Genomic DNA, 11,984 nt, shown 5'->3' with positions numbered 1-11,984 from the left:
CCTGGTATCTGGCCACCAACCTGCCCCGGCCTGGCGGGCCCCGCCAGGCCGACAGTCCACACCCGCCCGCTGACCTGGCCGAACTCGTACAGATCTACGGGATCCGGAACTGGATCGAACAAGGCTACAAGCAGGTCAAAGACGAACTCGGCTGGGCCGATTTCCAGGTCCGCTCCGACCTCGCGATCCGTCGCCACCAGACCCTGGTGTTCTGCGCGTTCTCGTTCTGCTGGAACACCCTCACCGCCGAGATGCCCCCGGGGCAGGAACCCGCCGACRGTAAGCACGACCGGCGAGAGAGGGGGCACCCACACCACCAGCCCACCCGCGCGGCCATCCTGGCCGACGACGCTACGCGCGGTCCGCAGCTGGCTGACCCCCTGGCTCCTGCTACGACGCTGCTGGCACGCCTGGTCACCCACACCCCCGCCTGCTGACCTGGACACCCTGATCGCCGCAGTCGGCGCAGGCCACGGCCTGCACCTCTACCTCCCACCTTGATCCAACGAACTACCGCTAGACCTGTCTTCCGCACATGGGGTTTCGATGCGTTGACCGGCCCGGTTTCCGATCAGGGTGGCCGGGTCGGGTTGACGCCGAGGATGGTGAGGAGGTGCTGGTGCAGGCCCGGTGGGCGGGGGATGTAGGCGGGTCGGCCGCTTTGGGCGGGTACGAGGCGGAGCTTGTTGAGGGCGCCGAGGACGAGTGCTCCGGTGGGGCGGGCGGGACGGCCGGCGTAGAGGCCGGGGATCTTCCCGTCGGGGCCGGCGCCGCGGCGGGCCTGGCGTTCGATCAGGCTGAAGATGAGCAGGGCCAGGCAGATGACGTGGATCAACGCGTGGATGCGCTGGTTGGAGTGCAGGAACATCGGCGTGACCGCGAGCGGGCCCTTGAACGCGCCGTAGCGACGTTCGGAGACTTCCTGGCTCTTGTAGCGGGCGAGGACCTCGGCGGGGCCGGTGGTGTCGGGCAGGTTGGTCAGCAGGGCGTACCAGCCGTCGGTGGTGGCCTCGGTGTCGAGGGCGGCCTGGTCGAAGTGCCAGGTCAGGGCTGGTTTCCCGGTGTCTGGGTCGATGCTGGTCTCGGCGACGAGGTAGCGGGAGACACGGTGTTTCGTGGTGAGGAGGGATGCTCCTATGGATGTCAAGCGGCCACAGGAAGATCTTGTGATGTGCTGGGGGCGGTGAGGATCTTGTAGATCTCCCGGGCCACGTAGCGTTTGAGGCAGCGGATGATCTCTTTCTTGGACTTGCCTTCGGCGGTGYGGCGCTCGACGTAGGCCTGGGTGGCCGGGTCCCAACGCAGCCGGCAGAGCACGACGCGGTAGAGCGCGGCGTTGGCCTGGCGGTCCCCACCGCGGTTGAGTCGGTGGCGGTTCGTCTTCCCCGAGGAAGCGGGCAGGGGGCTGACGCCGCAGAGCATCGCGAACGCGGCCTCGGAGCGCAGCCGGTCGGGGTTGTCGCCGGCGGACACGAGCAGCTGGCCGGCGACGTCGGGGCCGACGCCGTGCACCGCGGCCAGTTTCGGGGCGAGCTCGCGGACGAGCCGGCCTATGATCTTGTCGAGTTCTCTGATCTCGGTCGACAGGTGTTGGTGACGCTGGGCCAGGCTGCGCAGCGCCAGACGGACCGCGACGGCGGGGTCGCCGGCCCGTGCGGCCGGGACGTCGGCCTCGGCACAGACGGCGACCAGGCGGGTGTTGGCCAGGGCGGACAGCTCGGCGCGCACCGCCTCGGGGGCGGTGACGAGCAACGCCTTCATCTGCCTGATCACGTCGGCGCGGTGGGTGACCCCGCCGCGGCGGGCGACCCGCAGCGACCGCAGCGCCTCGACCTCGCCGTCGCGGTCCTTCGGGATGCCGGTCCGCCGGCCCGCGAGCGTCGCGCGGGCGGCCGCCTCCGCGTCGACCGGGTCGGACTTGCCCTGCCAGCGGCGCGCCTTGCGGTCGGGCCGGTCGATCTCGACCACCGTGACGCCGGCCGCGGTCAGGTGGCGGGCCAGGCCGGCGCCGTAGGCGCCGGTTCCCTCGACCCCGACCTTGACCGGCGTGCCGAAGCCGCGCAGCCAGTCGAGTAGCTGGCCGTAGCCGGCCGCGGTCGCCGGGAAACGACGCCGACCCGAGCAGCCGCCCGGCGCTGTCGAGCGCCGCAGCGGTATGGCTGTCTTTGTGGGTGTCGACGCCACCGGTGACCTCGACCGCCTGCTGGTGCTGTGTCATCGTGGAACAGCTGTCCCTTCGCCTCGACTGGCAGGGGCGGCACGCACCAGCCGGGCGACGGACAAGACAGTGAAGGGGCCTCTGGCCAGGCTCCTATGAGGTCACCCGCCCGTCCGGTGAGTGCACACGAGCCCGGCACCGACACAGCCGGCAGATCCCGTCAAGGACACACTGGTCAGTCAGGCGGTGGGCCAGGCCAGCCGGTGCGGGGCCCCACACATCCTCACTGTCAGGCGGGCTTTCACCGCGGYCTCGGTGCGGTAGAGGTGGTGGCTGCCCGCGGCGCGGGCGAGGGTGTCGAGGGCCTCGCGGGCGCGGCCCAGTTTGAGGGCGCGGGCGACCTGTGCGGCCTGGGCGTTCGCTGACGACCAGATGAACACCGTGCGCACGGTGACAGGCGGGTCCTTCTTCCGGGACCCGCGCAGGGTGGTCACGCCCTGTCGGGCGCGGTAGGTCGCCCGCTCGTGGACGGGCTTGCCGCGGTCCCGGGCCGCGACATGCTCAATGATTGCGGCGGTGGCCCAGTCCTGGCTGGCCAGGACGTCGGTGGGCACGACCGCCTTCGGTGCCGGGGCGAGGAAGGTCACCCCGGCCGTCGAGGTCAGCGCGGTCAGGTTGGTGTAGGAAACGAGCTTGGTGTCCCCGACCAGCAGGAACTCGCGGGTGCCAGCGAGCTGGGTCAGGGCGCGCATCGCACCGGTGACCTGGGAGACCTCTCCGGCGCCGCCGTCATAAGCGCGGTGGACCAGCGGGATCCCGCCATCCCCGGCCGTGGCCAGGCCGGTCTGGACCTGTTTGAGGTCGGGCCGGCGGTCCTTGGGATGGCCGTACTTCGGCGTGGCGTAGTCGCCATCGACCCCGGGGTAGGCGCCGTAGAGCGAGATCGAGGTCATGTCCCAGTGGATGCGGCTGGCGTCGATGCCGAACGCGGCGATCGCCGCGGCGCCGACCGAGCCGACGACCGCCTCGCAGACCGGGGCGAGCGCGTCGAGTGCCCGGCCGACCCGGTCATCGTTCAGCGTGTCCGCCGCGATGTCGAACATCTCCTCGACCGCCCACTCCCGCGCCCACGTCTCAACGTGCAGCAGCGGGGTCGGCGAGGTCAGCCGGTTGGCGACCAGCGCGGCGATGACCTGGCCATGGCTGACCCGGCCGACCTTGTCACGCATCGGGCAGAGCCGGTCGATCGTCGCGGCCAGACCGAGACGGTCCAGATAGTCACGGATGACCGGGAGCGCGCCGAGCGGCTTCTCGACGCTCGGCGGACCGTAGTCCATGGCAACCGACACAGCCACGAACCGTCCCAGACCCACCACTACGAATCGCGATCATCCCAACGTGATCCGAACAAGAGATCAAGTAACTGTCTCACCGCACGCACGTGCGGAAGACAGGTCTAGACGAGTCATTCCGAATGCTGGCGATGCGTCCGGAAACGTGGACAGGGCACCCAAGATCGTTCTGTGACAAGCGACCTGGACACCCTGCTCACCGCGCTGTACGCGAAGTTCGACAACCACTGGATCATCGATTCCACCCCGGTGGAGTGCGGCCGCTCGCGGCCCACGGTGAAGCGATCCGACCTGGCTGGCTGGGCGGGATACGGGTACTGCGCCAGCCATTCGCGGTTCTTCTGGGGGCTGCGACTGTACCTGGTATGCACTCCGACGGGCATGCCGATCCTGTGGGCCCCGGCGAACCCGAAGCTGGACGAGCGCGAGGTGCTGACGGCGATGCTGGACCGCGAGCCGGACACCGTCACCGACCGGCCCGGCCTGCTACTGATCGYGGACAAGGGCTTTGACTCCAAGGAGTTCGAGGCCGATCTAGCCCTGCGTGGGGCGGAGCTGCTGCGTCCGTCGTTCAAGCGGGAGAAGCGCCGCAGGGGAGAGTCCCTACTGAAGTCGGTGCGGCAGCTAATCGAGTCGGTGAACGACACCCTCAAGGGTCAGCTCGACCTGGAACAGCACGGCGGGCGGACCTTCGAGGGTGTCGCCGTCCGCGTCGCACAGCGCGTCCTCGCGCTGGCCGCGGCGATCTGGCACAACCACAAGACCGGACAGCCGGTCATACGATCTCTGACCGCCTATGACCACTGATCACATCGTGTGACTGAGTACGCTTGTTGGCCACTGTGAGCATCGCAGTCGGYCGGCCCAACGAACCACCCGAGTGAGGTCCAGCCCGTCGCTGCGCGTGCGCGTGCTCCAGCCGTCAGGCGTCGAAGCGGTGGCGGGCGACCTCGATGTGACCGAGGTACTGGTGGGTCCAGCCGCACATTCCATCGACCGTTGCGCGCAGGGCTTGGCCCGGCTCGGTGAGGGTGTACTCGACCCGCGGCGGCACGGTAGGGTGCACCGTCCTCTCGACCAGGCCGTTGCGCTCCAGCATGCGCAGGTTCTGGGTGAGCATCTTGTGGCTGATGCCCTCGACCTCGTTCCGCAGCTCACTGAAGCGCAGGGTGCGTTCACCGAGCATCTCGATGATCAGGAATGCCCACTTGTTGGCTACGTCCGAGAAGATCTCCCGCGCCAGGGAGTCCACGCGCCTCAGGTCCGCTTCGTCGGCCGAGCCGCCCTTGAACTGCTTGGTCACCATCAGGTTCCCCAGTCACTGAAAAGTGCGTTCTTCCATGTCAGCAGTCACTCTCCTACAGTTCCTGAGTAACCACAAGAGACCAAGAATGTCTCGATCGGATGGACGCGGGCCCTCGGGCCCTCATAACAAGGAGGCAGGCAGCATGGCCATCACCCTGGTAAACCCCAGCAAGTTGCCCAAAATCGATGTCTACCGGCAGGTGTCGATCGCATCCGGGTCGAAGCTGGTCTTCATCGCCGGGCAGGTCGCCTGGGATGCCGAGGGGATCACGGTCGGTGAGGGCGACCTCGCCGCGCAGGTCGAGCAGTGCTACCTCAACATCGGCACCGCCCTCACCGAGGCCGGCGGCTCCTTCCACGACGTGGCGAAACTGACCTTCTACGTCGTCGACTGGACCCCCGACAAGATGCCCACACTCCTGGAGGGGATCTCCCGGGCGGCCGCGAAGCTGGGGGTCACCCCAGTCCCGCCGACCACGCTTCTGGGCGTTGCGGCACTGGACGTCCCCGACCATCTCGTCGAGATCGAAGCCACCGCGATCCTCGACTGAACAGATGCTCTTGGCCGCTGAGCACCAAAGTGGCCAACTATGGCGCTCAGCAGCCACCAGCGTGCTCAGTCACACATCGGAATGACTCGTCTAGGTTCCCGCTCCCAGCAAGCCCCCAGGGGGTACCGGATCCCGCGCCCTCCGGGATCCGGTACCCCCTGGCTCGCTCCAGCCGAACCGACGCCCGTGCGGCGGCCGCCCGACAGAGACCCTCCGCAGACGAACGGCCATAATTCGGTGATAACAGGACCGATCCTCGCGGCACGACTTCGACGTCGCAGGTCAGCCGTTCCGCGAAGGCGGCGGGGCAACGCCGTGGATGGTCGGGCGGAGCGGAGGGACGGGAAGTGGGCGACAAGCCGGCGGATATCCGCCGCTGGAACAAGCTGGTGGAGGAGATCCCGACCGTCCAGCTACGGACGGATGTTCCGCACTCCGCGCGCATGTATGACTACTATCTCGGCGGAAAGGACAACTTCCCGGCCGACCGGGAGGGCGCCGAGCAGGCCATCGCCGTCTTTCCGAGCCTGCGGGACGCCGCGCGCCAGAACCGGGCGTTCATGGTCCGCGCAATGCGGCACCTGGCCACCGAGGTGGGCATCCGGCAGTTCCTCGACATCGGCACGGGCATTCCGACCAGCCCGAATCTGCACGAGGTCGTCCAGGGCGTCGACCCGCGGTCCCGGGTGGTCTACGCCGACAACGACCCGATCGTCCTGGCGCACGCCCGTGCTCTGCTCGCGAGTTCGCCAGAGGGCCGCCGCCTACAAGGAGACGGACGTTCACCGGCCCGCGGACATCCTCGCCAGCCGGGAGCTCGCCGAAACCCTGGACCTTTTCCCGGCCGGTCACGCTGTCCCTGCTCGCGGTGCTGCACTTCTCCCGAACGCGTCCGACCCGGCGGCGGTCGTGCGCCAGCTCGTCGACGCGCTGCCAGCCCGAGCCGGCAGCTACCTGGTACTCAGCCACGCGACCGCGGACTTCGCGTTGGCGGAGACCACCCGGCGCAACACCGCGGTATACCGGCAGCGCGGCATCTCGCTCCAGGCCCGGGACCGCGCGCAGGTCGCGGCACTGGTCCCGGCCGCGATGGTTTCTGCTGGCTGCCCCGGAGGTTCAGGCGGTCGGGTTCCAGCGGGTGATGACGTCGAGGGTGGGCGCGGTCGCGGTGCCGCGTGGCTCGGCGACGAGGCCGGCGGACTCTGCCACCTCGGCCACGTCGTCGATGGTCTTCACCAGGCGGCTGGTGGCTTCGGCGAGCAGGAGTGCGCGGGTCAGCAGGCCCTTGGTCTGCTTCGCCTGGTAGCTGAGTGGACGGCGGACCCGGCGCCCGTCGACGAGTTTCTCGGTCAGGGCACGCACGGGCAGGGCGCTGGCGCGGATCGGTCCGGAAAGGGATGGCACGGTCGCGTAGTCCGACGAGCGGAGGTCCACGACGAGGTGCTCGCCGACGGCGTCCGGGGCGCAGGCGAGCAGGTCGGGCAGGGCTGGCGCGAGCCGGGCGCGCCAGAAGGCCGCGAGCACGGTCGGTGCGGTACGGCCACCGAGGCCGGGAATCGCCGCCGCCATGCCGACCCGGTGGTCGGGCACCGGCTCGGCCGCGCTGAGGAGGCCGAACGCCCCGTTGGAGACGAACAGGGTGTGGCTGGCCGCAGCTCGCGCGGCAGGTGGCAGCGCCGCCGGAGCCAGCGCCTTGTAGAGCACGCCCACGAATCGGTCGAGCGCCGGCATCGTCGGTGCGTCCAGCATCGCGGTGTTGGCGGCCAGGTCGGTCTGCGCGCGCGAGGCCGGCAGCCGCAGCGCGATGACCGCCGCGTTCGGGTCGGCCCGGCAGAACGCCGCGACCGCCCGCGCGACCTCGGCGCGGGCTCCCGCGAGCGGGCCGTCGCCAAACCCGGCCGTCCGCAGCGACGGCCCGTCGCCACCCTCGGCCTTCCCCTCGCTCGGCGGCAGCAGGATCCGCACCTACCCGACCTCATTTCACGATCTCGGCATCCCGACGTTCTGTGCTGCCAAGCTACGGTGGCCTCGAGGTTGATCAGTCCGGCGGCCGCGGCGGGCGCCCGGGCGCCCGCCGCGTGATCGCCGTGATCGCCGCGGCTGTTTCGTCGGCCCACCTGTGGTCGAGCGGTCCGACGTCGAAGATCAGTCGGTACCACAGCGAACCGTAGACGAAGTCGGCCAGCGGCGTCGTGTACTCGTCGGGGATCTCGCCGCGGGCGACGGCCCGGTCGAGGAGCGTCCCGAGCGCGGCCCGCCTGGTGATGAGGAAGCGGTCTCGGACGTCATGGGCGACCGCCTGATCGGTGGCTGCCGCCGCGGCGACCGCGCGCAGGAGAAGGGCGGTGGTGCCGTCGAGCGCGTCGATCGTGGACCTCAGGAAGGCGTGCACGTCGTCCGGCAGGCTGCCGCTGTCGGGGAGCGGGATGCTCATCTGCCCGCGTTCGACCATCGCATCCAAAATCACCTCGGTCTTGGACGACCACCAGCGGTAGAGCGTCTCCTTGCTGACGCCGGCCCGCCTCGCGATGGCCTCCATGGAGAGACCAGCCGGTCCCACCTCTCCTGCCAGCGCCAGGGTTGCTTCGAGCACCGCGGCGCGCGCTCGCTCGCTGCGCGGTCGTCCGGGCCGGCGGGCGGGCTGTTCGTTCACCTCCGCATCGTAACCGAACGGTCCGTTCGGTATTGATGGTAGAGTTTGCGAACGGGTCGTTCGGAAATGGAGGTTCGCGATGTCCGCGAGCAGCAGCACTCAAGATCGTCACGTCGCCGTCCTCGGCGGCAGCGCCGGGATCGGGTTCGCCACGGCCCGGCTCCTCGCCGACCGGGGCGCGGCCGTCACCATCGGCGGCCGCAACCGCGACCGGCTCGAGGCGGCGGTCAAGGAACTGGGCGGATCGGCCAGGGGAATCGAGGTGGACGCCGAGGACGTCAGCGCGCTGCGGCGCTTCTTCAGCGAGGCGGGACCGATCAGTGACCTGGTCGTCACCGTCACCCGGCGAGGCGGGGCCGGTCCCGCGGCCGAGCTCGCCGACGCCGACCTGACCGGAGCGTTTCTTGGCAAGTCCGTCGCTCACCTGCGGGCCGTGGCCCTGGCGATGCCGACGCTTGCCGCGGACGGCTCGATCACGCTGGTGACCGCGGGGTCGGCCCAGGCCGCGCTGCCGGGGACCGCGGGGTTGGCCGCGGTCAACGGCGCCCTGGAGGCCGCGGTGCCGCCGCTCGCCGTCGAGCTCGCTCCCCGGCGGGTGAACGCGGTGTCCCCGGGCGTCATCGAGACCGGCTGGTGGGACGAGCTGCCAGCGGACGCTCGACGCGCCGCGCTGGACGAGTTCGCCGGCCGAGCGCCGGTCCGGCGCAACGGCCGGCCCGACGAGGTCGCGGCGGCGATCGTCGCGGTCCTGGAGAACGGATTCATCACCGGCGTGGTCCTGCCCTGCGATGGCGGGCTGCGGCTCGCTTGATCCGGACAGATAGGGGTTGGTCAGTACCTGCCGGGTGAGGTCTTCCAACCGGGTGGCTGCCGACCGGCCGAAGGACGGATCGCTCACTCTGATGCGGCGTCCTTCGATGAAGGCGCTCAGAGGGTCGGTGGGTCGCAAGTCAGTGGCCGGGCTGTGTGTGCAACCGAGGGGTGGTACCGATCGTCCTGGCGCACGCCCGCGCGCTGCTCACCAGCAGCCCGCAGGGACGGACCGCCTACCTCGACGCGGACCTGCGCGACCCCCGACAGCATCCTGGAATCCGAGCAGCTGCACTCGACTCTGGACCTCTCCCAGCCCGTCGTGCTCTCCCTCGTCTCGGTCCTTCACTTCGTCGAGGGCGACGAGCCGTACGCGATCGTGCGCCGGCTGCTCGAGCGGCTCGCTCCCGGCAGCCATCTCGTCCTCAGCCACGGCACCGCCGATCTCGACCCGGGCGCCCAGCTGATCGTGGACAGCTACCGGCAGCGGGGGCTCGCCTGCCAGTTCCGCACCCGCGACGAGGTGACGCGGCTCTTCGACGGCCTGACGCTGCTCGAGCCCGGCGTGCAGGTGATCCACCGGTGGCGGCCCGACGGCACGGCGGACGGCCTGACCGACGCCGAGGTCCCCGGCTACAGCGGCGTCGCCCGCAGGTAGGCCGCCCGCGCCGAACACGACGAACCGGCCGGCGCCAGGTGCTCCCCTCCGCCGCCGGCGGCCTCGTACAGTACTGCGATGGGCTCTGGCGTCCCGCTCCTCACCGACGCGTTCGGGCGGATCCGGGAGATCGTGCACGACGTCCTCAGCGGGCTGACCCCGGACGAGCTGAACCACCGGCTGGACGGCCGGGCCAACTCGATCACCTGGCTCGTCTGGCACCTCACCCGGGTGCAGGACGACCACGTCGCCGCCGCGGCCGGGTCGGAGCAGGTCTGGTCCACGGGCGGCTGGGAGCAGCGGTTCGGGCTGGCCGTACCCACCGGGCCGCAGGCCGGGTACCGGGCGATCGGCTACGGCCACGGCTCAGCCGACGTCGACGCGGTACGCGTCACCGATCCCGGTCTGCTGCTCGGCTACCACGACGCCGTCCACGAGCAGACCGTCCGCTACCTCGGACAGCTGCGGGACGCGGACTTCGACCGGATCGTGGACGAGGCGTGGGACCCGCCCGTCACGCTCGGCGTGCGGCTGGTGAGCGTCGTCGCGGACGACCTCCAGCATGCCGGCCAGGCGGCGTTCGTCCGCGGGCTCGTCCACCCCGGCTGACCGGCGCTCCCGGCGCTCCCGGCACTCCCGGCCGTCAGCCCGCMGGGGTCAGTCGGGGCCCCGGGGTGAAGGTGATCGGCACCGACTGCGGCGCCCGGTTGAACGTCGAGTGGTAGTCGATGTCCGCGCCGGGCTGCAGGCGGACGTCGACGAGGCGCGTGACGATCTCCTCGAGGGCGATGCGCAGGTTCATCCGGGCGAGGTTGGAGCCGGCGCAGCGGTGCGGCCCGGCGCCGAACGCGATGTGCCGGTTGCGTCCGCGGTCGAGGTCGAACGTGTCGGCGTTGTCGAACTCGGACTCGTCCCGGTTCGCCGACGCCCAGTAGATGAGCACCCGCTCACCGGCCTTGATCTGGCGCCCGCCGAGCTCGGTGTCGTGCCGGGCCGTCCGGGCGATGCAGATGAACGAGCCGTCGAGGCGCAGCAGCTCCTCCACCGCGTCGGGGATCAGCTCCGGGTTCTCGCGCAGCCGCGCGAGGATCTCCGGGTGCCGGCAGAACCGGATCATCGACATCCCGAGCGCGCCGGCCGTCGTCTCCAGGCCGCCGAGGACGAGGAGCTGGACCGTCCCGACCGCCTCCGCCGGTGTGATCGGACGGCCCTCGATGTCGGCGTTCATGACGGCGTCGACGACGTCGCCGCGCGGGCCCTCCTCGCGCCGCTTCGCCATGAGCGCCCCGATCCACGCCGCCAGCTTCCCGTGGCTCTCCCGGGACTCCTCCAGGTGCGACAGCGACGCCAGGGTGGCCCAGTGGTTGACCATCTCGAGGTCCTCGGCGGGCGCGTGCAGCGCCATGTCGAAGAAGGCGAGCCCGGGCAGCGGGCGGGCGAACTCCGTCATGAAGTCGCACTCACCGGCCTCGACGAAACCGTCGATGAGCCGGTTCACGAGCGCCCGGGTCTGCTGCTCCCACTCGACGACGACGACCGGCCTGAAGTGGGTGTTTATCAGGCGCTTGAAGGTGCGCTGCAGCGGCGGGTCGATCGTCACCGGCAGGATCTTCATCGGCGTGGGGGTGTGCGGGACGGTGATGCCCAGCTCGGAGCTGAACGTCTCCCAGTCCTGCGCGACCCGGAGCACGTCCTCGTATCCGGTCACCACCCAGAAGCCGTCGTACTGGTCGCTGTGCGCCACCAGGCACCGCGACCGGGCCAGGGCCAGCGTGGGGTGCAGATCGCGGGCGAGCTCGGGCGAGAGGTGGTCGAAATGGTGCTCGACCCACTCCGCGTCCAGCTGACCGGTAGCTGCGTCCGTCATCTCCACCGCACCTCGCACACGTCCATGTAAACGTCCCCAGTCGGGCAAACGGGCTGTGTCGCGAGCAGCGTACCAGTGAGTGAGTCCTCGCTAATCTTTTGTCGGCTCCGGCCTCGACAAGAGCGACCGGCCGGCGCTTCACGCTGGGGCACAGGGCATCCGGAGACCCACGCGGTCCCCCGGACGGCGCGCGACCGAGGCCGGGAACGGCCATCCAGGACGGCGTTCCGCCGACGCCCACCACCGGCTGTGCGCGCACGGGCCAACGCCTCGGTGGCGGGGGCAGGCGAGACCACGCCTCAGCACCGGGCGCAAGAGCGCAGGTATCGAGGTTCCCGGGTAGCCGGCAGCCGCCTGTGGAACGTCCCCGCGACGGAACCGGCGTGTACCTCGTTTGACGCCCTCTGTGCCGCTTGACGTCAGATGATGATTGATCTGGCGGCGAGCAGATGGTCGGCGAGGTCGAGATCACCCGTCCGCTCGATGAGCTTGAGTTCGCGGTCGCTCAAGGCCCCGGTAAACAGTCGCCAGGCTACTGTTGCCGGCATCCGGACCAAAGTGGGTCTTCGAAGTTAAGCGGGGTTGAGACATCCGCGGGCTCGGCGGGTGGTTGCGCAGCGTGTCCGTAGC

At 70.2% G+C, this 11,984-nt stretch carries 10 protein-coding genes and 6 pseudogenes; 9 read left to right on the top strand and 7 right to left on the bottom strand.

The window, feature by feature from the left end:
* Positions 1-437 (top strand): annotated as a pseudogene (locus BBK14_RS38695) (hypothetical protein); the annotation flags it as partial.
* A 134-nt stretch (positions 438-571) separates the two neighbouring features.
* On the opposite strand, the gene BBK14_RS04015 reads toward BBK14_RS38695, so the two are convergent.
* From BBK14_RS04015 to BBK14_RS04005, 3 genes and pseudogenes are all read right to left on the bottom strand, one after another.
* Positions 572-1,147 carry a hypothetical protein gene (locus tag BBK14_RS04015; RefSeq protein ID WP_071059871.1) on the bottom strand — a complete coding sequence of 192 codons (576 nt, stop codon included), beginning with the start codon at positions 1,145-1,147 and terminating at the stop codon, positions 572-574.
* Positions 1,144-2,218, bottom strand: a pseudogene (locus BBK14_RS04010) (IS110 family RNA-guided transposase). The gene BBK14_RS04015 and the pseudogene BBK14_RS04010 overlap by 4 nt, the downstream one beginning before the upstream one ends.
* 179 nt (positions 2,219-2,397) lie before the next feature.
* Positions 2,398-3,513, bottom strand: a complete 1,116-nt coding sequence (locus tag BBK14_RS04005) for an IS1634 family transposase (protein ID WP_241831106.1) — start codon at positions 3,511-3,513, stop codon at positions 2,398-2,400.
* 213 nt (positions 3,514-3,726) lie between these two features.
* Here BBK14_RS04005 and BBK14_RS04000 point away from each other — a divergent pair.
* Positions 3,727-4,317, top strand: a pseudogene (locus BBK14_RS04000) (transposase); the annotation flags it as partial.
* A 115-nt stretch (positions 4,318-4,432) separates the two neighbouring features.
* Here the strand turns inward: BBK14_RS04000 and BBK14_RS03995 are convergent.
* Entirely contained in the window at positions 4,433-4,816 is a 384-nt protein-coding gene (locus tag BBK14_RS03995; RefSeq protein ID WP_071059870.1) for a winged helix-turn-helix transcriptional regulator, read from the bottom strand.
* Between the two features lie 142 nt (positions 4,817-4,958).
* Between BBK14_RS03995 and BBK14_RS03990 the strand changes: the two genes are divergently transcribed.
* The 3 genes and pseudogenes from BBK14_RS03990 to BBK14_RS41960 all read left to right on the top strand — a co-directional run.
* On the top strand, positions 4,959-5,366 hold the full coding sequence (locus BBK14_RS03990; RefSeq protein ID WP_071059869.1) for a RidA family protein: 408 nt from the start codon (positions 4,959-4,961) through the stop codon (positions 5,364-5,366).
* 443 nt (positions 5,367-5,809) lie between these two features.
* Positions 5,810-6,094, top strand: a pseudogene (locus BBK14_RS41965) (SAM-dependent methyltransferase); the annotation flags it as partial.
* A 1-nt stretch (position 6,095) separates the two neighbouring features.
* A pseudogene (locus BBK14_RS41960) lies at positions 6,096-6,386 on the top strand (SAM-dependent methyltransferase); the annotation flags it as partial.
* Between the two features lie 96 nt (positions 6,387-6,482).
* Here the strand turns inward: BBK14_RS41960 and yaaA are convergent.
* Together yaaA and BBK14_RS03980 are read right to left on the bottom strand one after the other, a co-directional pair.
* Positions 6,483-7,331 carry a peroxide stress protein YaaA gene (gene yaaA / locus BBK14_RS03985; RefSeq protein ID WP_071059868.1) on the bottom strand — a complete coding sequence of 283 codons (849 nt, stop codon included), beginning with the start codon at positions 7,329-7,331 and terminating at the stop codon, positions 6,483-6,485.
* Positions 7,332-7,404: 73 nt separating this feature from the next.
* Positions 7,405-8,118, bottom strand: a complete 714-nt coding sequence (locus BBK14_RS03980) for a TetR/AcrR family transcriptional regulator (RefSeq protein WP_241831105.1) — start codon at positions 8,116-8,118, stop codon at positions 7,405-7,407.
* Between BBK14_RS03980 and BBK14_RS03975 the strand changes: the two genes are divergently transcribed.
* The 4 genes and pseudogenes from BBK14_RS03975 (at position 8,099) to BBK14_RS03965 (ending at position 10,096) form a co-directional block, all read left to right on the top strand.
* Entirely contained in the window at positions 8,099-8,830 is a 732-nt protein-coding gene (locus BBK14_RS03975) for an SDR family oxidoreductase (protein WP_071059867.1), read from the top strand. The genes BBK14_RS03980 and BBK14_RS03975 overlap by 20 nt on opposite strands.
* Positions 8,831-8,985: 155 nt before the next feature.
* Positions 8,986-9,057, top strand: a pseudogene (locus tag BBK14_RS41955) (SAM-dependent methyltransferase); the annotation flags it as partial.
* A 94-nt stretch (positions 9,058-9,151) separates the two neighbouring features.
* Positions 9,152-9,487 carry an SAM-dependent methyltransferase gene (locus BBK14_RS03970; RefSeq protein ID WP_071059866.1) on the top strand — a complete coding sequence of 112 codons (336 nt, stop codon included), beginning with the start codon at positions 9,152-9,154 and terminating at the stop codon, positions 9,485-9,487.
* Positions 9,488-9,565: 78 nt separating this feature from the next.
* Positions 9,566-10,096, top strand: a complete 531-nt coding sequence (locus BBK14_RS03965) for a mycothiol transferase (RefSeq protein ID WP_071059865.1) — start codon at positions 9,566-9,568, stop codon at positions 10,094-10,096.
* Between the two features lie 34 nt (positions 10,097-10,130).
* On the opposite strand, the gene BBK14_RS03960 is transcribed toward BBK14_RS03965, so the two are convergent.
* A complete protein-coding gene (locus tag BBK14_RS03960; RefSeq protein WP_071059872.1) occupies positions 10,131-11,354 on the bottom strand; it encodes a cytochrome P450 in 1,224 nt (407 codons plus the stop codon).
* Positions 11,355-11,984 lie beyond the last annotated feature (630 nt).

The organism is Parafrankia soli (genome assembly GCF_001854695.1).
GTDB classification, from domain to species: domain Bacteria; phylum Actinomycetota; class Actinomycetes; order Frankiales; family Frankiaceae; genus Parafrankia; species Parafrankia soli.
The sequence above is the reverse complement of the archived record's forward strand: the minus strand, read 5'-3'. Positions and strand labels throughout refer to the sequence as shown.

What these genes read in the sequence shown, in the direction of transcription:
- BBK14_RS03995 (WP_071059870.1), bottom strand. Translation starts at nt 4,816, where the DNA reads ATGGTGACCAAGCAGTTCAAGGGCGGCTCGGCCGACGAAGCGGACCTG.
- BBK14_RS03990 (WP_071059869.1), top strand. Translation starts at nt 4,959, where the DNA reads ATGGCCATCACCCTGGTAAACCCCAGCAAGTTGCCCAAAATCGATGTC.
- BBK14_RS03975 (WP_071059867.1), top strand. Translation starts at nt 8,099, where the DNA reads ATGTCCGCGAGCAGCAGCACTCAAGATCGTCACGTCGCCGTCCTCGGC.
- BBK14_RS03965 (WP_071059865.1), top strand. Translation starts at nt 9,566, where the DNA reads ATGGGCTCTGGCGTCCCGCTCCTCACCGACGCGTTCGGGCGGATCCGG.